21 protein-coding genes are annotated in these 19,594 nt (G+C 70.7%); 11 read left to right on the forward strand and 10 right to left on the reverse strand.

Translation table 11 applies throughout. The features are described 5' to 3' along the window. Positions 1 to 583: 583 nt before the first annotated feature. The 7 genes from pstB to FLP23_RS04585 form a co-directional block, all read right to left on the reverse strand. Positions 584 to 1,363: a phosphate ABC transporter ATP-binding protein PstB gene (gene pstB / locus FLP23_RS04555; protein ID WP_149324771.1), complete on the reverse strand. Its 780-nt coding sequence runs from the start codon at positions 1,361 to 1,363 to the stop codon at positions 584 to 586. Positions 1,364 to 1,381: 18 nt separating this feature from the next. After that, positions 1,382 to 2,464 carry a phosphate ABC transporter permease PstA gene (gene pstA / locus FLP23_RS04560; RefSeq protein ID WP_149324772.1) on the reverse strand — a complete coding sequence of 361 codons (1,083 nt, stop codon included), beginning with the start codon at positions 2,462 to 2,464 and terminating at the stop codon, positions 1,382 to 1,384. Beyond that, a complete protein-coding gene (gene pstC / locus FLP23_RS04565) occupies positions 2,464 to 3,402 on the reverse strand; it encodes a phosphate ABC transporter permease subunit PstC (RefSeq protein ID WP_149324773.1) in 939 nt (312 codons plus the stop codon). The genes pstA and pstC overlap by 1 nt, the downstream gene beginning before the upstream one ends. A gap of 98 nt (positions 3,403 to 3,500) precedes the next feature. After that, positions 3,501 to 4,595, reverse strand: coding sequence for a phosphate ABC transporter substrate-binding protein PstS (pstS, locus tag FLP23_RS04570; RefSeq protein ID WP_149324774.1), 1,095 nt, complete (start codon positions 4,593 to 4,595; stop codon positions 3,501 to 3,503). Positions 4,596 to 4,728: 133 nt separating this feature from the next. Then, the gene (locus FLP23_RS04575) at positions 4,729 to 5,670 is read right to left on the reverse strand and encodes an NUDIX hydrolase (RefSeq protein WP_149324775.1); all 942 of its coding nucleotides are present in this window, start codon (positions 5,668 to 5,670) and stop codon (positions 4,729 to 4,731) included. Continuing rightward, positions 5,667 to 7,835, reverse strand: a complete 2,169-nt coding sequence (locus tag FLP23_RS04580) for an RNA degradosome polyphosphate kinase (protein ID WP_149324776.1) — start codon at positions 7,833 to 7,835, stop codon at positions 5,667 to 5,669. Before FLP23_RS04580 ends, FLP23_RS04575 begins: the two co-directional genes overlap by 4 nt. Before the next feature lie 63 nt (positions 7,836 to 7,898). Continuing rightward, entirely contained in the window at positions 7,899 to 8,579 is a 681-nt protein-coding gene (locus FLP23_RS04585) for a response regulator transcription factor (protein ID WP_210413955.1), read from the reverse strand. A gap of 70 nt (positions 8,580 to 8,649) precedes the next feature. Here FLP23_RS04585 and FLP23_RS04590 point away from each other — a divergent pair, with 70 nt between their 5' ends. The 4 genes from FLP23_RS04590 (at position 8,650) to FLP23_RS04605 (ending at position 11,991) form a co-directional block, all read left to right on the forward strand. Continuing rightward, positions 8,650 to 8,910 (forward strand): hypothetical protein, encoded by a 261-nt coding sequence (locus FLP23_RS04590; protein ID WP_149324778.1) that lies wholly within the window; start codon positions 8,650 to 8,652, stop codon positions 8,908 to 8,910. A gap of 216 nt (positions 8,911 to 9,126) precedes the next feature. Further along, positions 9,127 to 9,759, forward strand: coding sequence for a nitrobindin family protein (locus FLP23_RS04595; RefSeq protein WP_149324779.1), 633 nt, complete (start codon positions 9,127 to 9,129; stop codon positions 9,757 to 9,759). Beyond that, positions 9,759 to 10,865, forward strand: a complete 1,107-nt coding sequence (gene ygfZ, locus FLP23_RS04600; RefSeq protein WP_149324780.1) for a CAF17-like 4Fe-4S cluster assembly/insertion protein YgfZ — start codon at positions 9,759 to 9,761, stop codon at positions 10,863 to 10,865. The genes FLP23_RS04595 and ygfZ overlap by 1 nt, the downstream gene beginning before the upstream one ends. Positions 10,866 to 10,887: 22 nt before the next feature. After that, positions 10,888 to 11,991 (forward strand): FUSC family protein, encoded by a 1,104-nt coding sequence (locus FLP23_RS04605; protein WP_149324781.1) that lies wholly within the window; start codon positions 10,888 to 10,890, stop codon positions 11,989 to 11,991. A gap of 90 nt (positions 11,992 to 12,081) precedes the next feature. On the opposite strand, the gene FLP23_RS04615 is transcribed toward FLP23_RS04605, so the two are convergent. Continuing rightward, entirely contained in the window at positions 12,082 to 12,888 is an 807-nt protein-coding gene (locus tag FLP23_RS04615) for a class I SAM-dependent methyltransferase (RefSeq protein ID WP_149324782.1), read from the reverse strand. Between the two features lie 107 nt (positions 12,889 to 12,995). Between FLP23_RS04615 and FLP23_RS04620 the strand changes: the two genes are divergently transcribed. From FLP23_RS04620 to FLP23_RS04630, 3 genes are read left to right on the forward strand one after another with little or no spacing between them, the layout of a single operon-like run. Continuing rightward, positions 12,996 to 13,742 (forward strand): phosphoglyceromutase, encoded by a 747-nt coding sequence (locus FLP23_RS04620; RefSeq protein WP_149324783.1) that lies wholly within the window; start codon positions 12,996 to 12,998, stop codon positions 13,740 to 13,742. Positions 13,743 to 13,786: 44 nt separating this feature from the next. Continuing rightward, on the forward strand, positions 13,787 to 13,993 hold the full coding sequence (locus FLP23_RS04625) for a hypothetical protein (protein WP_149324784.1): 207 nt from the start codon (positions 13,787 to 13,789) through the stop codon (positions 13,991 to 13,993). Positions 13,994 to 14,001: 8 nt separating this feature from the next. Next, positions 14,002 to 14,310 (forward strand): thiamine-binding protein, encoded by a 309-nt coding sequence (locus FLP23_RS04630; RefSeq protein ID WP_149324785.1) that lies wholly within the window; start codon positions 14,002 to 14,004, stop codon positions 14,308 to 14,310. Positions 14,311 to 14,429: 119 nt separating this feature from the next. On the opposite strand, the gene phoU is transcribed toward FLP23_RS04630, so the two are convergent. Then, on the reverse strand, positions 14,430 to 15,083 hold the full coding sequence (gene phoU, locus FLP23_RS04635) for a phosphate signaling complex protein PhoU (RefSeq protein WP_149324786.1): 654 nt from the start codon (positions 15,081 to 15,083) through the stop codon (positions 14,430 to 14,432). A gap of 201 nt (positions 15,084 to 15,284) precedes the next feature. Between phoU and FLP23_RS04640 the strand changes: the two genes are divergently transcribed. Next, on the forward strand, positions 15,285 to 16,442 hold the full coding sequence (locus FLP23_RS04640) for a sensor histidine kinase (protein WP_149324787.1): 1,158 nt from the start codon (positions 15,285 to 15,287) through the stop codon (positions 16,440 to 16,442). Continuing rightward, entirely contained in the window at positions 16,439 to 17,122 is a 684-nt protein-coding gene (locus tag FLP23_RS04645; RefSeq protein ID WP_149324788.1) for a response regulator transcription factor, read from the forward strand. Before FLP23_RS04640 ends, FLP23_RS04645 begins: the two co-directional genes overlap by 4 nt. Positions 17,123 to 17,158: 36 nt before the next feature. Here the strand turns inward: FLP23_RS04645 and FLP23_RS04650 are convergent, their stop codons facing one another. After that, a complete protein-coding gene (locus tag FLP23_RS04650; RefSeq protein ID WP_149324789.1) occupies positions 17,159 to 17,617 on the reverse strand; it encodes a hypothetical protein in 459 nt (152 codons plus the stop codon). 126 nt (positions 17,618 to 17,743) lie between these two features. On the opposite strand from FLP23_RS04650, the gene FLP23_RS04655 reads away from it, so the two are divergent. Then, positions 17,744 to 18,226: a CarD family transcriptional regulator gene (locus FLP23_RS04655; RefSeq protein ID WP_149324790.1), complete on the forward strand. Its 483-nt coding sequence runs from the start codon at positions 17,744 to 17,746 to the stop codon at positions 18,224 to 18,226. Positions 18,227 to 18,270: 44 nt separating this feature from the next. Further along, complete coding sequence (gene ispF / locus FLP23_RS04660; protein WP_149324791.1) at positions 18,271 to 19,440, forward strand: 2-C-methyl-D-erythritol 2,4-cyclodiphosphate synthase; 1,170 nt, start codon at positions 18,271 to 18,273, stop codon at positions 19,438 to 19,440. Positions 19,441 to 19,594: the final 154 nt, after the last annotated feature.

The raw sequence follows: 19,594 nt of genomic DNA on the forward strand, positions 1-19,594 counted from the left end.
CCACCGGTGCGCCCGTTCGAGCCTGCTTCGGTGGTGACGCCGCGCGCGCTGGCCGCCGCGGGCGCCCGGGGCCGCGCACGCATCGCGGGGGTGCCCCCGTCGGGGTCCCGCTGTGCCAGAAATGCAGGAGATTCGGCCGCTTCGCGCGCCGGGTACCCGCGGTTCCTGGCACCCCCGGCCGAGTCTCCTGCATTTCTGAGGGTGGTTATTGCTCTCCGGTGGGGGATGACGCGCGTCGCGTAGACTGTCGGGGCCGGGCCGCAGTAACCCCGGGCTCCACTTTTCGCCGCTTCGAGCGGCCTTGCGCCGAGAGGCGTTTCTGCGGCTCGGCGCTTCTGTGCTCGGCGCTTCTGTGCTCAGCGCTTCTGCGCCCGGCACGAGCCCGCTCCCGGGATGCGCCCGTAGTCAGGCTGCGCCCGTGCCCCGGCATCCCATCTCAAGGAGTGCGGCAACCCAACTCACGGAGTGCGGATGCTGGAGCGGCAACTCTCGTCACATCCGCCTCAGGGGCAACGTCGACTCCTTGATTTGGGAGGCTCGACTCCTTGATTCGGGGGTGGGGTGGGGTGGGGTGGGGCTCAGCTCACCCGAACTTGCCGGAGACGTAGTCCTCGGTGGCCTGCACGCTCGGGGTCGAGAAGATCTTGATCGTGTCGTCGAACTCGATGAGCTTGCCGGGCTTGCCGGTGCCCTCGATGTTGAAGAAGGCGGTGCGGTCGGAGACGCGCGAGGCCTGCTGCATGTTGTGGGTCACGATGACGATCGTGTACTCGGTCTTGAGCTCCTCGATGAGGTCCTCGATGGCGAGCGTCGAGATGGGGTCGAGGGCGGAGCACGGCTCGTCCATGAGGATCACCTCGGGCGAGACCGCGATCGTGCGGGCGATGCACAACCGCTGCTGCTGACCGCCGGAGAGGCCCGATCCCGGCTTGTCGAGGCGGTCCTTCACCTCGTTCCACAGGTTGGCGCCGCGCAGCGACTTCTCGACGAGGTCGTCGGCGTCGGGCTTCGAGATGCGCTTGTTGTTGAGGCGCACGCCGGCGAGCACGTTCTCGCGGATCGACATGGTGGGGAACGGGTTCGGTCGCTGGAACACCATGCCCACCTGGCGACGCACGAGCACCGGGTCGACACCCGGGCCGTAGAGGTTGTTGCCGTCGATGAGCACCTCGCCCTCGACGCGCGCGCCGGGGATCACCTCGTGCATGCGGTTGAGGGTGCGGATGAAGGTCGACTTGCCGCAGCCGGAGGGGCCGATGAAGGCGGTGACGGTGCGCGGCTCGATCGTGAGGGTGACGCCCTCGACGGCGCGGAACCCGCCGTAGTAGACGTTGAGGTCGCGGACCTCGATGCGCTTGGACATGGATTCCTTCGGGTTGGGTCAGCGACCGAGCTTGGGCGAGAAGAAGTGGGAGACGACGCGGGCGATCGCGTTGAGCAGGGCGACGATCACGATGAGGGTGAGCGCACCGGCCCAGGCCCGCTGGATGTAGAACTCGGCGTCCGTGCCGGGGCTCACGTACTGCGTGTAGACGAACACGGGGAGCGACATCATCCGCTCCGAGAAGGGGTTGTAGTTCATCGAGGCGGTGAAGCCGGCCACGATGAGCAGCGGCGCGGTCTCGCCGATGACGCGTGAGATCGACAGCATGACCCCGGTCGTGATGCCGGCGATCGAGGTGGGCAGCACGACTTTCACGATCGTGCGCCACTTGGGCACCCCGAGCGCGTAGGAGGCCTCCCGCAGCTCGTTCGGCACGAGGCGGATGATCTCCTCGCTCGAGCGCACCACCACGGGGATCATCAGGATCGACAGGGCCACCGATCCGGCGAAGCCCATCCGGACGCCTTCGCCGAACAGCAGCGCGAACAGCGCGTAGGTGGCGAGTCCCGCCACGATCGAGGGGATGCCCGTCATCACGTCCACGAAGAAGGTGATGCCGCGCGCGAGCTTGCCGGTGCCGTATTCGACGAGGTAGATGGCCGTCATGAGGCCGATCGGGATGGAGATGAGCGCCGCGAATCCCGTGATGATGAGCGTGCCGACGATCGCGTGCAGGGCGCCGCCGCCCTCGCCGACCACGTTGCGCATCGACTGGCTGAGGAAGGTGCCGTTGAGGAAGGTCGGCATGCCGTTGGCGGCGACCGTGCCGACGAGCCAGATGAGCGGGATGAGGGCGAGCACGAACGCGCCGCTCACGAGCGAGGTGATGAGGCGGTTGGTGGCCTGGCGTCCGCCTTCGACGAGGAGGGCGATGACCCAGTTCGAGAGGATGAAGAGCGCCACTCCCGCGATGACGCCGAGGATCCAGTTCACCTCGCCCGTGCCGAGGCCCATGATGATGGACGAGCCGACGGTGATGGCGAGCGATCCGGCGAGGATCACCCACGGCATCCAGCTGGGGAGCTTGCCCGCCGTGTAGCTGTTGGTGACGGTGCGCGGCGTGGAGTCGAGGGCGGTCATCAGTTGGCTCCCGAGAATTCCTTGCGGCGCGAGACCGCCCAGCGGGCGGCCGAGTTGACCGCGAAGGTGATGACGAACAGGATGAGGCCGGTCGCGATGAGCACGTTGACGTCGATGCCGTGCGCCTCGGGGTAGTTGAGGGCGATGTTGGCGGGGATCGTCGTCGGGTTCTGCGGGCTGGTGAGCACGAAGCTGATGATGAAGGCGGGCGAGAGCACCATGGCCACGGCCATCGTCTCGCCGAGGGCGCGGCCGAGGCCGAGCATGATCGCGGAGACGATTCCGGGCCGGCCGAAGGGGATGACCGCCATCTTGATCATCTCCCAGCGGGTGGCGCCGAGGGCGAGCGCCGCCTCCTCGTGGAGCTTCGGCGTCTGCAGGAACACTTCGCGGCACAGGGCGGTGATGATCGGCAGGATCATCACCGCGAGCACGATCGCGACGGTGAGGATGGTGCGGCCGGTTCCGGAGACGGGCGGCGCGAAGATCGGGATCCAGCCGAGGTTCTCCACGAGCCAGGCGTAGAAGGGCTGGATGGCGGGCGCCAGCACCCCGGCGCCCCACAGGCCGTAGACGACGGACGGCACCGCGGCGAGCAGGTCGATCGTGTAGCCGAGGCCCTGCGCGAGGCGGCGCGGCGCGTAGTGCGAGATGAAGAGCGAGATGCCGAGCGCGATCGGCACGGCGATGATGAGGGCGAGCGCGGCGGCCCACACGGTGCCGAAGACGAGCGGTCCGACGTAGTGCCAGAAGCTCTCGGGCTCGCCCTTGATCTCGGAGGGGTCCACCAGGAAGGCGGGGAGCGACTGCGCGACCAGGAAGATCGCGACGCCGGCGAGCACCACCAGGATGAGCGATCCGGCGGCGAGGGCGCCGCCGGAGAAGAGGCGGTCGCCGAGCCGCTTCTTGGCGGCGATCCGTACCGGGGCGGCGGTCATGCGATCCTCGTCAGTCGGGGTTCTCGGTGTCAGTCTGTCGGGCTGCGGCATCCCGTGCAATGCGTGGGATGCCGCAGCCCGACGAGGGTGTTGCGGTCTTACTTGATGGACGCGACGGCGGCCGCGACCTTGGCCGACAGCTCGGACGAGAGCGGCGCGGCACCCGCGGCGTCTGCGGCGACCTGCTGGCCTTCGGGGCTCGTGATGTAGCCGATGTAGGCCTTCACGAAGGCGCCCTTGGCGGCGTCCGCGTACTCGCTGCAGACGATGCTGTACGAGACGAGCACGAGCGGGTAGTGGCTCGGGTCGGTCGTGGTGCGGTTCAGCTGGAACGCGAGGTCGAACTCGCCACGGCCCTCGACGAGCGGCGACTCGGCCACGACGGCGGCGGCGGCCTCCGGCGTGAAGGCGACGAACTCGTCGCCGACCTTGATCTTCGCGACGCCCAGGTCGCCCGCCTTCGACGCGTCGGCGTAGCCGATGGTGCCGACACCGTTGGTCACGGCGTCGACGACACCGGAGGTGCCCTGCGCGCCCTCACCGGTCTGGAACGGGAAGGCGTCGGCCGGCTTCTCGGTCCACACATCGGGGGCCACCTGGAACAGGTAGTCCGCGAAGTTCTTGGTGGTGCCCGAGTCGTCCGAGCGGTGCACGGCGGTGATGGCCAGGTCGGGGAAGGTGGTGCCCTCGTTGAGCGCGGCGATCGCCGGGTCGTTCCAGTTGGTGATGTCGCCCTTGAAGATGTGGGCGATGGTGGTCGCGTCGAGGTTGAGCTCGTCCACGCCCTCCACGTTGAAGATGACCGCGATGGGCGAGATGTAGGTCGGGATGTCGATCGGCTTGGTGCCGGCGGCGCACGCGGCGAAGTCGCCGGCGAGCTCGTCGTCGCTCAGAGCCGAGTCGGAGCCGGCCCAGTCGGCACCGCCCGCGATGAAGGTGCCGCGACCTGCACCCGAACCGCTCGGGTCGTAGTTGATGGTGACGGCGGGGTTGGCGGTCTGGAAGGCGGCGACCCAAGCCTCCTGGGCCGAGCCCTGCGAGGAGGCGCCGGCGCCGTTGAAGGTGCCGGAAAGGTCGCTGGTGGGCTCGTCGTCGCCACCGGCAGGGGGGGCCTCGTTCGAGGCGCAGGACGTGAGGGCGAGGGCGCCCGCGAGCGCGAGGGCGGCGACGCCACCGAAACGCGTGATCTTCACTGTGTTCCCTTCGGGGAGTTGTCAGGACTGCATCGAGGCTCTTGGCGGCCTCGCGGCTGACGCTACGAACCGACGGTGACCAGGTTCGGCGGGAACGGTGAACGGGAGGTGAACGAGAGCGCAACAGCAGCCGTCACGCGGTGGGGCCGTGCACCTCCACGGCGACGATTCCGGTCTCGGGGTGATCGACCGGAATGTGCAGTACGGCGTACTCGCCGGTGGCGAGTGCGGCGGCGCGCTGCAGCCGGCTGCTGCCCGCCGTGCCGGTCTCGGCGGCGACGGCGGCGATGATCTGCGGCAGCACGGGCCCGTGGCTGCAGAGCACCACCGACTCGGCCTTGCGGATGCGGGACTGCACGACCTTCCGCACCTCGGCGCCGCCGGAACGGTACTCGTCCTGGCTGATGGCGGCCTTCTCCTTGACGGGCAGCCCGGTGAGCCGCGCGGTCGGCGCGATGGTGCTCACGCAGCGTTCGGCGGGGGAGCTCAGGAGCGATGCCGGCCGGAATGCGGCGACGCCGGGGGCCACCGAGAGCGCCTGGTCGCGTCCGCGCTGCATGAGCGGTCGGCTCGCGTCGGGTCCGTCCCAGTCCTCGGCGGGCACCGCCTTGCCGTGGCGGAGCGCCACGATCGCGAAGGTGCGGGCGCGCCCCAGCGCGAACAGTTCGGCGAAGCGCTCCACGATGTCCACGTCGTGCGGGTAGCTGAGCACCCGGCGCGCCTTCTCGAGGCTCACCCAGTGCAGGTCCTCGATCTCGTCGTTGGAGGCGAAGGTCGAGTTGGCGATGGCGTCCTCGCTCACCTCGCCCGCCCAGTAGTAGACCTGCTTGGGTCGCCCGCCCGGCAGCTCGTACTCGACGACGCCGAGCGGCGCCCCGAGTCCGATGATGAGGCCGGTCTCCTCGGCGATCTCGCGCACCGCGGTCTCGGGGAGCGTCTCGCCGGGGTCGAGCTTGCCCTTCGGCAGCGAGATGTCCTTGTGCTGCGTGCGATGCACGAGCAGGATCTTCGCCTCGCCCTTCTTGGTGACCCGCCAGCAGACCGCCCCCGCGGCGAGCACGGGAGGCAGGCTCACCGGATGCCCCCCCGGCGGCGGCTCGACACCTGGCGCCACACCTCGTCCTGGAGGTCGCGCAGCGGCTTGCCCTGCTCGTCGCGGTTGTGCCGCGTCCACTCGCCGTCGGGACCGAGGTGCCACGCCGAGGTGCCGGGGTCGAGCGCGAGCTCGAAGAGCGCATCCGTCTCGGCGAGGTGCTCGGGCTTGACGAGCCGCACGAGGGCCTCGACCCGGCGGTCGAGGTTGCGGTGCATCATGTCGGCGCTGCCGATGTACACCTGCGGGTCGCCGTCGTTCAGGAAGGAGAAGATGCGCGAGTGCTCGAGGTAGCGGCCGAGGATCGAGCGCACCCGGATGTTCTCGCTGAGCCCGGCCACCCCCGGCCGCAGCGAGCAGATGCCGCGCACCCAGACGTCCACCGGCACTCCGGCCTGACTCGCCCGGTACAGCGCGTCGATGATGGCCTCGTCGACCATCGAGTTCACCTTGATGCGGATGCCGCTGGGGCGCCCGGCGCGCGCCGCATCCGCCTCCGCGTCGATGCGCTTGAGCAGCCCGGCCCGCAGGTGCAGGGGGGCCACCAGCAGGCGCTTGAACTTCTTCTCGATCGCGTAGCCGGAGAGCTCGTTGAACAGGCGGGTGAGGTCCTTGCCGACGATGTCGTCCGCGGTGAACAGGCCGAGGTCCTCGTAGATGCGGCTCGTCTTCGGGTTGTAGTTGCCGGTGCCGATGTGGCTGTAGTGCTTGAGGGTGCCGCCCTCCTGTCGCACGACGAGCGCGAGCTTGCAGTGGGTCTTGAGCCCCACGAGCCCGTAGACGACGTGGACGCCCGCTTTCTCGAGCTTGCGCGCCCACGAGATGTTGGCCTGCTCGTCGAAGCGGGCCTTGATCTCCACGAGCGCGAGCACCGCCTTGCCGGCCTCGGCCGCCGCGATGAGGGCCTCGACGATGGGGCTGTCGCCGCTCGTGCGGTAGAGCGTCTGCTTGATGGCGAGCACGTGCGGGTCGGCGGCCGCCTGCTCGAGGAAGGTCTGCACGCTCGTCGCGAACGACTCGTAGGGGTGGTGCACGAGGATGTCGCCCCTGCTGATCGAGGCGAAGATGTCGGGCGCCTCGGTCGGCTCGCTCGGCTGCAGCGCGACCGAGGTGGTGGGCACGCGGCGCGGGTACTTGAGCTCCGGCCGGTCGAGTCGGGTGATCTCGAACAGGCCCGCCAGGTCGAGCGGCGCGGGCAGCCGGTAGACCTCCTGGGTCGTGATCCGCAGCTCCTGCATGAGCAGGCCGAGCGTCACGTCGTCCATGTCGTCCGAGATCTCGAGCCGGATGGGCGAGCCGAAGCGGCGGCGCAGCAGCTCCTTCTCGAGCGCCTGCAGCAGGTTCTCGGTCTCGTCCTCCTCGATCACCACGTCCTCGTTGCGGGTCACCCGGAACTCGTGGTGCTCGAGCACCTCCATGCCGGGGAACAGGTCGCCCAGGTGGTTGGCGATGAGGTCCTCGAGGGGGATGTAGCGCAGCTGGCCCTTGGTGGGCAGCTGCACGAACCGCGGCAGGTTCTGCGGCACCTTGAGGCGCGCGAACTCCACCTTGCCGGTCTTCGGGTTGCGCACCCGGATCGAGAGGTTGAGCGAGAGGCCCGAGATGTACGGGAAGGGGTGCGCCGGGTCGACCGCGAGCGGCATGAGCACCGGGAAGATCTGGGTCTGGAAGGCCTCCTGCATGACCTCGCGGTCCGACTCGTCGAGGTCGTTCCAGCCCTCGATGTGGATGCCCGCGGCATCCAGGTCGGGCTTCACGAGGTCGCGGAAGGCGCGGGCGTGGCGTTCCTGCAGTTCGTGGGCGCGTTCGGAGATGTCGGCGAGCACGTCGAGCGGGGCGCGACCGACGTTCGTGGGCACGGCGAGCCCGGTGTCGATGCGGCGTTTGAGGCCGGCGACGCGCACCATGAAGAACTCGTCGAGGTTGGAGGCGAAGATCGCCAGGAAGTTGGCCCGCTCGAGCAGCGGCAGGGCCGGATCCTCGGCGAGTTCGAGCACGCGCTGGTTGAACGCGAGCCAGCTCAGCTCGCGGTCGAGGAAGCGGTCGCCGGGGAGAGTGCCGTCGTCGATCGGCGCGGGGTCCGCGTCGTAATCGTCGAGCAGATCCGCGGCGAGGGTGGCGTCGCCGAGCGGGCTTTCCGTGTCCATTCGCCCATCCTGCCAGGTCAGGCGTGAACGGCAGATGAACGGGATTTCGCCGCCGTGGGGCGCTCAGATGCCGACGCGCTCCGGCTCGTCCTCGTAGACGTTGAAGCGGTAGCCCACGTTGCGCACCGTGCCGATGAGGCTCTCGAGATCGCCGAGCTTGGCGCGCAGCCGTCGCACATGCACATCCACGGTGCGGGTGCCGCCGAAGTAGTCGTAGCCCCACACCTCGGAGAGCAGCTGCTCGCGCGTGAAGACGCGGCTCGGGTGGGTGGCGAGGAAGCGCAGCAGCTCGAACTCCTTGAAGGTGAGGTCGAGCGGGCGGCCGTGCACCTTCGCCGAGTAGCTGGCCTCGTCGATGACGACGCCGGAGGCCTGGATCTTGGAGACCGAGTTCTCTTTCGCGAGGCGGTCGATCACGAGACGGATGCGGGCGTCCACCTCGGCGGGGCCTGCGGTCGCCAGGATGACCTCGTCGACACCCCAGTCAGCCGACACGGCTGTGAGTCCGCCCTCGGTGAGCACGAGCACGAGCGGCACGGCGAGACCCGTGGTTCGGAGGATCTTGCACAGCGACTTGGCGCTCGCGAGGTCCTGGCGCGCATCCACGAAGACGAGATCCGAGGTGGGGGCGTTCACGAGCGACGCCGGCTCCGCGGGGATCGCGCGGACCCGGTGGCTCAGCAGATTGAGAGCTGGGAGCACGTCCGTGTCGGCTGCAGAGCTCAAAATCAGAAGCTGCGCCAACTCGGGTCCTTTCAGGCGCGTCGTGGATCGTCGCTTACGCGACAGTTTACGCAGCCGTAGCATGGGGCGCGTGCCCACCTCGTTGCGCAGTGTCATCCCGGTCTGGGCGGCGGTTCTCGTGGGCGCGATCGTGGTGCTCCTCGTGGCGCCCGCCTCGGCGCTCACCTGGCTGCCTGTCGTGATGGCGGCGGCGATCCTGCTGACCTTCGTGATCCAGCTGGGGGTCTCGCGCAAGGAGGGGCTCGTCGAGCGCATCATCGTGAGTCTCACCGGCGCGCTCGGCATCCTCATCCTGGCCACTCTCGTCGTCTGGCTCCTCACCCTCCGCTGATCATGGCGCGGCTGGAGCCGCGACCTCGCGGCGGGGGAAACGCCTCCCGCCGAACGGTCACGGCTCCAGCCGCGCCATGGGCGTGCGGATAGGATGGGGGCATGATGCTGGCGCTCGAGCTTTTCTTCATCGGTCTGCTCGGCCTCGCGACGCTCTCGATCGGCGCCGTGTCGGTGGTCGTGCTCTACAACCTCTTCCGCGGCCAGCGCTGAGCTCGTGTTCGAGCTCGACGTCGACCTCCCGGCCGAACTCGTCCCGCTCTCCTGGCTGATCGGCGTCTGGGAGGGCAGCGGCGTCATCGCCTACAAGGTGGGCGACGAGGTGCGCGAGCACGAGTTCGGGCAGCGCGTGGCGTTCAGCCACGACGGCACACCCCACCTGCAGTACAGCTCGAGCGCGTGGTTGCTGCCGGACCCGGATGACGCGGCGTCCGACAGCGACGAGGCCCCGCATCCGCGCCCCCTCTTCTCGGAGATCGGCTACTGGCGTCTGGCCCGCCCGCTCGGCCCCGCCGACGACGGCCCCGCGATGCTGCCCGGCACCGGCGCGCCCGTCTTCCAGACCGCCGACGCGGTCGAGACGCTCCGCAATGGACACGGCGCGTTCGACCTCGAAGTGCTGCTCGTGCAGCCGGGCGGCGTGAGCGAGCTGTACCTGGGGGAGATCAAGGGGCCGCGCATCGACCTCGCCACCGACGCCGTCATGCGATCCGCGACGGCGAAGGAGTACGCCGCGGCGACCAGGTTGTACGGGCTCGTCGAGGATCACCTGCTGTGGGCGTGGGACATCGCGGCACTCGGGCAGGAGCTGCGCACGCACGCCTCCGGACGTCTGGCGCGGGTGGACTGATGGTCGAGCATCTGGGCGACATCTTCGGCGAGCAGCGCGCGCTCGCGGCGGGCCGCGCCTTCGTCGACCTCTCCGAGCGCGAGGTGATCGCGGTCACGGGTGCCGATCGGCTGAGCTGGATCGACTCGCTCACCTCCCAGTCGCTCGCGCGCCTGCAGCCGGGCGAGTCCGCCGAGACCCTGCTGCTGGATCCGAGCGGCCGCATCGAGTACGCGGCGCGCGTGATCGACGACGGCGAGACCACCTGGCTGCTCATGGACGCCGGCACGGGCGCCGGCTTCGCCGCCTTCCTCGAGCGCATGCGCTTCATGCTGCGCGTCGAGGTGGCGGACCGCTCCGCCGAGTATGCGACCATCGGCATGCTGGGCGCGCGGGAGCCGGCGGCGGATGCCGTCTCCACCCTTCGCCGTGACGCCGACGCCCCTCTCGGGCAACGCCTGCTCGACGTGTCCGCCGCCCCGAACGGGGTGCCGCTCGTGTGGAACGACCCGTGGACTGCGGTGCAGCCGGGCGGGCACCAGTACGCGCGAGGCGCGCATCCGGGTGCCGACTGGAGCTACCGCGAGGTGCTCGTCGAGCGCACGCGGCTCGGGGAGCTCGCGGATGCGCCGCAGGCCGGCACCCTCGCGCTCGAGGCGCTGCGGATCGCCGCCTGGCGCCCGCGGGCCGCGACCGAGCTCGACGCCACCGCCATCCCGCACGAGTTCGACTGGCTGCGTTCGGCGGTGCACCTCGCCAAGGGCTGCTACCGCGGCCAGGAGACGGTCGCCAAGGTGCACAATCTGGGGCATCCGCCGCGGCGTCTCGTGCTGCTGCACCTCGACGGCAGCGACGAGGTGCTGCCGGCCGCCGGTGACGAGCTGCGGCTCGGCCGCCCGCAGGACGACGGGACGGTGGTCGGCAGGATCACGGCGTCCGCGCGGCACTACGAGCTCGGACCGATCGCGCTCGCCCTCGTGAAGCGCTCCGCCGATCCGGCGTCCGAGCTGACCGTGGTCGCCGATGCGGGTCTCGTGCCCGCGACCCAGGAGCTCATCGTGCCGCCCGATGCGGGCGCCGAGGTCGAGGTGCCGCGCATCCCGCGGCTCGGTGCGGTGCGCCGCTGAGGTGGCCGATCGCGCGGAGGGGATGAGCGCCGAGCTGCGCCGACTCGAGCGGCGGGTGCGTCGCCAGGTGGACGTGCGGATGGCCGGGCGCCGGGTGTGGGAGTCGCTGCCGGCGATCGTGCAGATCCTCGTCGCGGTGGCCGCGGCCTACGCGATCGCGCACTGGGGGCTCGGGCACGCGGTGCCGCTGCTCGCCATCACGGTCACCATCAACTCGCTCGGCTTCGCGCGGGACGCGCGGCCCGTGCGGGTGGCCGAGACGGTGCTCGGCATCCTGCTCGGGATCGCGCTCGGCGACGCGCTGTCGCTGCTGGTCGGGCGGGGGCTGTGGCAGCTCGTCGTCGTGCTCGCCGTGGTGTTCGTGGTGGGGCGCGCGGTGTCGGCGAATCCCGCGTTCGCGGTGGCGGCTGCCGTGCCGTCGGCTCTGGTCGTGATGCTGCCGGACCCTTCGGGCGGGCCGTTCTCGCGGTCGCTCGACGGGCTCGTCGGCGGTGTGGTGGCGCTGCTCGTGACCGCGTTGGTGCCGCGCGACCCGCGGCGTGCCGCATCCCGGGACGGGCGCGCGCTGTTCTCGATCTTCGAGGAGTCGCTCGCCTCGATCGTCGACGGGCTCGCCGATGCCGATCCGGCCGCCGGGGAGCTGGCGCTCACGCGGCTGCGGCGCACGCAGCCGCTCATCGACGCCTGGGCGACCACGCTCGACACGGCGATCTCGGTCGCGCGGATCTCGCCGTGGGTGCATCGGCACCTGCCGGAGCTGCGGCGGGGTGCGCGGGTGCTGCGCGGAGCGGATCTCGCCGCCCGGCACCTGCGCACGATCGCGCGCCGTGCCGAGTTCCTCGTGCGGGACGGGCGTGTCCGTCCCGAGCTGGCGGGGGCGCTGTCGCAGCTGGCGACCGGGGTGCGCCTGCTGGGGCGCGAGCTGGACGATCCGGAGCTGGCGGGGGCCGCGCGGGCGGAGTTCACCCGGTTGATCGGGCGGCTCGACCCCGAGGAGCTCATCCCGGGCGCCCCGGTGCCGGATGCCGCGTTCCTGCTCCTGCTGCGCCCGCTCCTGGTCGACCTGCTCGAGGCGACCGGTCTCGACGCCGACGACGCGCGCGCCCTGCTGCCGCCGATCGCCTGACGCGCCCTCTCCGCGAGAGTACGAACTTCTGGGGTGTTTCGGGCTCCAGAGGCCCCAGAAGTACGTACTCTCGCGGAGATGGCGCGCGGGTCAGGGGCGCGGGGCGACGGCCGCCCAGGGCAGCGAAAGCTCGCCGAGACGCCAGCGGGCGCGGCCGCCGAGCGGCGCGCGGTCGAGCACCGGATGCCCCGTGTCGCGCAGGGTCGCGACCGTCGCCTGCCAGCGCTGCACCGGACCGTACACCGAGAGCGGCGCGTGCGTCGCCCAGGCCCTGTCGAGCGCGAGCAGCAGCTCATGGATGCGCTCGCCGGGCACGTTGCGATGGATGAGCGCCTTCGGCAACCGTTCGGCGACGATCGACGGCGCCTCCAGCCCCGCGAGCCGCAGCGAGATCGTGAAGGTGTGCGGCCCGGACGCGTCGAGCGTCACCCAGCTCGCCACCCGCCCCAGCTCGCTGCAGGTGCCCTCCACGAGCTGCCCGCCCGGCGCGAGGCGCGCGGCCATGCGCGCCCAGGCATCCGCCACCTCCGCCTCGTCGTACTGCCGCAGCACATTGAAGGCCCGGATGATCGCGGGACGGCGCCCGGCATCCGTCGGGACCTCGAAGCCGCCGAGCCGGAAGCTCACGCCCGGTCGCGCGGCGAGGGAGGCGAGCCGCACCCGCTCCGGGTCGATCTCGATGCCGAGCACCTCGACGTCCGTCCGCACCCGCGCCAGGCGCTCGTGCAGCTCGTTGCTCGTCGTCGCGGAGGCCCCGTAGCCGAGGTCGACCACGAGCGGATCCTGTGCCTGCCGCAGGATCGGCAGCGCCGCGATCCACCGGTCCACCCGCCGCAGCCGGTTCACGCCGGTCGTGCCGCGCGTGATCCGCCCCTCGGGCCTGTTCGCTCTCGCCATCGGTGCACAACGCTATAGCGCGACGCCCGGCACGCTCGCGATCTCTGCCACGCGGGGCCCTTCGCTGCAGCGTGATGCACCCGCACCGCCCTCGATAGGCTGGCGGCATGACCTCCACGCTCATCCTGCTGCGGCACGGCAACTCCGACTGGAACCAGAAGAACCTGTTCACCGGATGGGTGGACGTGCGCCTCAGTGAGCAGGGCATCGCCGAGGCCAAGCGTGCCGGCGAGCTGCTCGCCGAGTCGGGCCTCGCGCCCGAGATCCTCTACACGAGCGTGCTCACCCGCGCCATCCAGACCGCGAACCTCGCCCTCGAGGTGGCCGACCGCCTGTGGATCCCCGTGAAGCGCAGCTGGCGCCTCAACGAACGCCACTACGGCGCCCTGCAGGGCCTCGACAAGGCCGAGACGCTCGAGAAGTACGGCCCCGAGCTGTTCCAGACCTGGCGCCGCAGCTTCGACACCCCGCCCCCGCCGCTCGCCGACGACGCCGAGTACAGCCAGGTGGGTGACGAGCGCTACGCCGACCTCGCCGACGCCGAGCTCCCGCGCACCGAGAGCCTCAAGCTCGTCATCGACCGGATGCTGCCCTACTGGCACTCCGACATCACCCAGGATCTCGGCGCGGGCAAGACCGTGCTCGTCACCGCCCACGGCAACTCGCTGCGCGCGCTCGTCAAGCACCTCGACGGCATCTCCGACGAGGACATCGCCGAGCTCAACATCCCCACCGGCATCCCGCTCGTCTACGAGCTCGACGACGCGTTCCAGCCCACCGGCCCCGGCGCGTACCTCGACCCGGAGGCGGCTGAGGCGGGCGCCGCCGCGGTCGCGGCGCAGGGCAAGAAGTAGACGCTCGCGGGGCCTCGACCGGGGGCTAGAGTCGCACCATGCCCATGGCTGAGATGCCGGACAACGTCTTCTCGGCGTTCCTCCTGCTCGTCGCCGCATGGTGGCAGCTGGTCGTCATCGTGGTCGGGCTGGTCCTGGGCTATGTGCTGCTCTCGCTCGCGTTGGGTCGAGGTGCGCGCGCCGCAGGACGTCGGTTCCGGCGACGCCGCGAGGCGACGCGGTCCGCCGCCGAGTTCGAGTCCGAAAGCTAGGAGAGTTCATGCTGGTCGCCTTCTCCGTGTCGCCCATCGGCGACGGCCGTGCCGACGGTTCCGTGCACGAGGCGGTCGCGGCGGCCGTGAAGATCGTGCGCGACTCGGGGCTGCCGAACCGCACCGACGCGATGTTCACGACGATCGAGGGCGAGTGGGACGAGGTCTTCGACGTCGTCAAGCGCGCCACCGAGGCGGTGGGCGCCTACGGCTCGCGGGTGTCGCTCGTGCTGAAGGCCGACATCCGTCCGGGACGCACGGGGGAGCTCGACGGTAAGCTCGAGCGCCTCGAACGGGCGATCGGCGAACAAGCCTGAGGGGTCGGTCGGGTGCGAGCCCGCCGTGTGCTGCCCCAGGCGGCGGGAGAAGCGACCTTGTGGCGGGAGGCGTTTCCCCCGCCGCCGGGTCACGGCTCCAGCCGCGCCATGAACGGCCGTCAGGAGTTGGGCTGCACCCAGTCGCCGGTGGCGAGGTAGAGCACCTTCTTGGCGATCGAGACGGCGTGGTCGGCGAAGCGCTCGTGGTAGCGGGACGCCAGGGTCGCGTCGACCGTGTCGACCGTCTCGCCCTTCCAGGTCTCGCCGAGCACCTTGTCGAAGACCGCGAGGTGCAGCGCGTCGACCTTGTCGTCCTCGTTGCGGATGTGCTCTGCGATCGCCGGATCCTGGGTGGCGAGCAGCTCGGTGAGCTTGCGGGCGATCTCCACGTCGAGCGCGCCCATCTCGCGGAACGTCGAGCGCAGACCCTTCGGCACGACCTTCTCGGGGAAGCGGTAGCGCGCGAGCTGTGCGATGTGCTCGGCCATGTCGCCCATCCGCTCGAGGGAGGCGCTGATGCGCAGCGCGCTCACCACGATGCGCAGGTCGCGGGCGACCGGCTGCTGGCGCGCCAGGATCGTGATGGCGAGCTCGTCGAGCTCCGCGGCGAGGGCGTCGATCTTGCGGTCGTCCTCGATGACCGTCTCGGCGAGGGCCACGTCGGACTCGTTGAACGCGCGGGTGGCGTTCTCGATCGAGTCGCCCACGAGGGTGGAGATCTCGACGAGTCGATCCTGCACCTCGCGCAGCTCCTGCTGGAACACCTCGCGCATGAGCCCTGGTCCTTTCCTGGCCGAGCGGTCTCGGTCGTCTCATCGGCATGCGGCATCGCGTGATCGCGTGTGCGATCGCTTGGAAACCGTCCCGCGGGAAGGTTAACGAGCGGTGACCGGGTCGTGAACATCCCCGGAAGGTACGTCGAGACCTCGTTCATCGGGCGTTTTCCTGCGGCGAGCCCCGCCTAATCTAGTCGCATGGATGCGGCATGGCTCGTGCCCGCGGCTCTCGCGTTCGGGCTGGCGGTGGGAATCGGCGCATCCGCGGCCGTCGTCGCCGCGCACAGCCGCGGTCAGCGCGCCGCGGCCGTCGTGCATCCGACCGTCCCCGACGGGGTCGAGGAGGTCATCGACGCGCTCGAGACGGCCGGCATCGTGCTCGACAGCTCGAACAATGTGCTCACCTGCTCGACCGCGGCCGTCGCCCTCGGGTTGGTCTGGAACCATGCCATCGTGCATCCCGAGCTCGTCGCGCTCGTGGACCGCGTGCGCATCGAGGGCTCGGCGGCGAACGAGGAGTTGCAGCTGCCGCGCGGACCGTTCGGCGACGCCCAGGTGCACCTGCTCGTGCGGGCGGCGCCGCTCGGGAGCCGCTTCGTGCTCGTGCTCGCCGACGACCGCACCGAGGCGCACCGCCTGGAGGATGTGCGTCGCGACTTCGTCGCCAACATCTCCCACGAGTTGAAGACCCCGATCGGCGCGATCGGGCTGCTCGCCGAGGCGCTCGAGTCGGCCGCCGACGAGCCGGACGAGGTGCAGCGTTTCGCGCACCGCCTCACGATCGAGTCGGATCGGCTCCGCAGCCTCACCCACGAGATCATCGAGCTCAGCCGCCTGCAGGCCGCCGACGCGCTCGAGCATGCGGGGCGCGTGTCGGTGGATTCGGTCGTCGCTCAGGCGGTCGACGCCAACCGGGTGGCCGCCGAGTCGCACCGCATCACGATCGTCGCGCAGACCTCGCCCGAGGCGGTCGTATGGGGCGATGAGGCGATGCTCGTCACAGCCGTGCACAACCTGGTCGCCAACGCCATCCAGTACTCGCCCGACGGCACGCGGGTGGGTGTCGGGGTGAGCCGCCGTGACGGCGCGATCGAGATCGCGGTCACCGACCAGGGCGTCGGGATCCCCGATGCGGAGCGCGATCGCGTCTTCGAGCGCTTCTTCCGCGTCGACTCCGCGCGCAGCCGCCAGACGGGCGGCACCGGCCTCGGCCTCAGCATCGTCAAGCACGTGGTGCAGAACCACGGCGGTGACGTGCGGGTGTGGTCGCAGCAGGGCCGCGGCTCGACGTTCACCATCCGACTTCCGGAGGCCGCCCCGGCCGCCGCGACGACACCCCGTGGAGCCCGTTCGTGACCCGCATCCTCATCGTCGAAGACGAGCCTTCGCTCGCCGAGCCCCTCGCGTTCCTGCTGGGGCGGGAGGGGTACGAGACCTCGATCGCCGTGGACGGTCGCGCCGCGCTCGCCGACTTCGACCGCAACGGCGCCGACCTGGTGCTGCTCGACCTCATGCTGCCGGGACTCTCGGGCACCGAGGTGTGCCGCGAGATCCGCTCCCACTCGAGCGTGCCGATCATCATGCTGACCGCGAAGGACAGCGAGGTCGACATCGTCGTGGGGCTCGAGCTGGGTGCCGACGACTACGTCACGAAGCCCTACTCGAGCCGCGAGCTGCTGGCCCGCATCCGGGCCGTGCTGCGCCGCCGCGTCGACGTGCCGCTCGAGGAGGAGGAGGCGGTGCTCGAGGCCGGCCCCGTGCGGATGGACATCGAGCGGCACGCGGTGTCGGTGGACGGTCGCGAGGTGTCCATGCCGCTCAAGGAATTCGAGCTGCTCGAGTTCCTGCTGCGCAACGCCGGCCGGGTGCTCACGCGCGGCCAGCTGATCGACCGCATCTGGGGTTCCGACTACTTCGGCGACACCAAGACCCTCGATGTGCACATCAAGCGCATCCGCGCCAAGATCGAGCCCGATCCGGCGCAGCCGCAGCTGCTCGTGACGGTGCGCGGCCTCGGCTACCGCTTCGAGAACTAGCTCGCGCGCCGCGCACGAGCGGCGCGGCGGGACGGCTCAGTTCTCGTCGTAGCCGGGGAACGAGGCGTCGAGCACCGGGATCTGCAGGGCGGCCTGGTCGTCGGCGATGTGCACGACCGCGTCGAGCAGCCCGCCGGCAGGCGTGTCGAGGTTCTCGAACTCGACGGTGTCGCCGTCGCCCCACCCGAAGTCGGTGCTGCCGCCTGCTGCGGCGCGCAGCTTCACCTCGTGGTACTCGCCGCCGCTGCGCCACTGGATGGTGAACGGGATGGCCGCGTCGGTGGTGTTGACGGCGGTGCCGAGCAACTCGCCCGTCTCGCCGTCCTCGGTCACGATGAGCACGTTGCGGAGGGCCAGATCGCCGAGGTCGAGGCTCACGCCGTCGCTCGGGTCGTAGGGCTGGTTGGTCTCCGGCTCCATGACGAAGTTGCAGCCCGAGAGGCCGATGGCGAGGGCGCCGCTCAAGGCGATGGCGGCCACGGCACGTGCTCTCACGGATTCCTCCCGGGGGTAGACGATGAGCCCCTCCAGCCTAGCGGCAGCCGCGGGAGCCCGGCGCTCGGCCCCGGCCGGGACGGGGGTCGCGTGGTAAGATGAGCAGTCTGCGGAAGGAACAACTCCATGCTCTTCGAGGTCGGCGAGACTGTCGTCTATCCCCATCACGGTGCGGCAACCATCATCGAGGTCAAAGACAGGGTCATCAAGGGCGAGACCAAGCGGTACCTGAAGCTCAACGTCACCCAGGGCGACCTCATCATCGAGGTGCCCGCCGACAACGTCGACCTGGTCGGCGTGCGGGACGTCATCGGCAAGGAGGGCCTCGACAAGGTTTTCGAGGTGCTCCGCGCGCCGTTCACGGAGGAGCCCACCAACTGGAGCCGCCGCTACAAGGCCAACCTCGAGAAGCTCGCCTCGGGCGACGTCATCAAGGTGTCCGAGGTCGTGCGCGACCTGTGGCGCCGCGACCAGGACCGCGGCCTCTCGGCCGGCGAGAAGCGGATGCTCGCGAAGGCCCGGCAGATCCTCATCTCCGAGCTCGCGCTTGCGGAGAAGACCGACGAGGAGAAGGCCTCGACCGTGCTCGACGAGGTCCTCGCCTCCTGAGTGGCGCCGTGGGCGGGGCCGTCTCGCGGCTCTAGGCTCGTGGCATGAGCCCGCTCCCGGATGAGGTGCGCACCGCGATCGTGGTGGTCGCCGCAGGCAGCGGGACCCGCCTCGGTCGCGATGAGCCGAAGGCCTTCGTCGAGGTGCACGGTGTCAGCATCCTCGAGCATGCCCTTCGGGGCGTCTTCGGCGCCGTCGAGCCGCTCCAGGTGATCGTCGTCGCGCCCGCCGCGCTTGTCGCGCGCGCCCGCGCGATCGGCGAGCACGTCGCGGGGGCCGCCTCGGCGCACCTGACGGTCGTCGCCGGTGGCGACACGCGGCAGCGTTCGGTCGCGGCGGGGCTCGCCGTGCTCGCCGACGGCATCGATCAGGTGCTCGTGCACGACGCCGCCCGCGCGCTTGCGCCGGCATCGCTCATCGATCGGGTCGTGCACGCGGTGCGCACGGGCGGCGGCGACGGGGTGGTCCCCGCGCTCGCCATGATCGACACCGTGAAGCGCGTGGACGGCGACCGGGTGGTCGGCGCCGTCGACCGCAGCGACCTGGTGACCGTCCAGACACCGCAGGGCTTCCCCCGGGCGCAGCTGCTCGCCGCCTACGCCTCGGTCGCCGACGATCACACGGACGACGCGGCGCTCTACGCGGCCGCAGGCCACGGCATCCTCACGGTGCCCGGCGAGCCGCTCGCCTTCAAGATCACGACCCCGTGGGATCTGGCCCGCGCCGAGCGGCTCGTGGATGCCTCTGACGGCATCCGCACCGGGATCGGCGTGGACGCCCACCGCTACGACGAGACGGTGCCGCTCTGGCTCGGGGGCGTCTACTTTCCGGACGAGCCGGGCCTCGACGGTCACAGCGACGGCGACGCGGTGATCCATGCGATCTGCGATGCGCTGCTGTCCGCGGCGGGGCTCGGGGATCTCGGCTCGCGCTTCGGCTCGGCCGATCCGCGCTACGCCGGGGCGGAGAGCGGCATCTTCCTGCGGGAGACGCTCGCCCTGGTCGAAGGCGTCGGCTTCCGGGTGGGCAATGTGGCGGTGCAGGTGGTCGCCAACCGCCCGCGCCTCGCCGCGCGCCGCAGCGAGCTCGAGGCGCACCTGGGCGAGCTCGTGGGTGCGCCCGTGAGCGTGGCCGCGACGACCGCGGACGGCCTCGGCTTCAGCGGCCGCGGCGAGGGGCTCGTCGCGATCGCCACCGCGCTCCTCTCCCGCTGAGGGCCGCACAACGCTGTAGCGTCAGGCGGCCCGCACCCGTGATCGCGGGCGCGCAGGGCGCAGCGCTCCAGCGTTGTGCAGGTGACAGCACGTGGAACCGCCCGCCCGGTCCCAGGTGCGCTGGGGAGCCGGGCGGGCGGAGTCGGATGGACCG

This window comes from Protaetiibacter larvae, from assembly GCF_008365275.1.
Classification (GTDB): Bacteria; Actinomycetota; Actinomycetes; order Actinomycetales; family Microbacteriaceae; genus Homoserinibacter; species Homoserinibacter larvae.

What these genes read in the sequence shown, in the direction of transcription:
- pstB (WP_149324771.1), bottom strand. Translation starts at nt 1,363, where the DNA reads ATGTCCAAGCGCATCGAGGTCCGCGACCTCAACGTCTACTACGGCGGG.
- pstA (WP_149324772.1), bottom strand. Translation starts at nt 2,464, where the DNA reads ATGACCGCCCTCGACTCCACGCCGCGCACCGTCACCAACAGCTACACG.
- pstC (WP_149324773.1), bottom strand. Translation starts at nt 3,402, where the DNA reads ATGACCGCCGCCCCGGTACGGATCGCCGCCAAGAAGCGGCTCGGCGAC.
- FLP23_RS04580 (WP_149324776.1), bottom strand. Translation starts at nt 7,835, where the DNA reads ATGGACACGGAAAGCCCGCTCGGCGACGCCACCCTCGCCGCGGATCTG.
- ygfZ (WP_149324780.1), top strand. Translation starts at nt 9,759, where the DNA reads ATGGTCGAGCATCTGGGCGACATCTTCGGCGAGCAGCGCGCGCTCGCG.
- FLP23_RS04605 (WP_149324781.1), top strand. Translation starts at nt 10,888, where the DNA reads ATGAGCGCCGAGCTGCGCCGACTCGAGCGGCGGGTGCGTCGCCAGGTG.
- FLP23_RS04615 (WP_149324782.1), bottom strand. Translation starts at nt 12,888, where the DNA reads ATGGCGAGAGCGAACAGGCCCGAGGGGCGGATCACGCGCGGCACGACC.
- FLP23_RS04620 (WP_149324783.1), top strand. Translation starts at nt 12,996, where the DNA reads ATGACCTCCACGCTCATCCTGCTGCGGCACGGCAACTCCGACTGGAAC.
- FLP23_RS04625 (WP_149324784.1), top strand. Translation starts at nt 13,787, where the DNA reads ATGGCTGAGATGCCGGACAACGTCTTCTCGGCGTTCCTCCTGCTCGTC.
- FLP23_RS04630 (WP_149324785.1), top strand. Translation starts at nt 14,002, where the DNA reads ATGCTGGTCGCCTTCTCCGTGTCGCCCATCGGCGACGGCCGTGCCGAC.
- phoU (WP_149324786.1), bottom strand. Translation starts at nt 15,083, where the DNA reads ATGCGCGAGGTGTTCCAGCAGGAGCTGCGCGAGGTGCAGGATCGACTC.
- FLP23_RS04640 (WP_149324787.1), top strand. Translation starts at nt 15,285, where the DNA reads ATGGATGCGGCATGGCTCGTGCCCGCGGCTCTCGCGTTCGGGCTGGCG.
- FLP23_RS04655 (WP_149324790.1), top strand. Translation starts at nt 17,744, where the DNA reads ATGCTCTTCGAGGTCGGCGAGACTGTCGTCTATCCCCATCACGGTGCG.
- ispF (WP_149324791.1), top strand. Translation starts at nt 18,271, where the DNA reads ATGAGCCCGCTCCCGGATGAGGTGCGCACCGCGATCGTGGTGGTCGCC.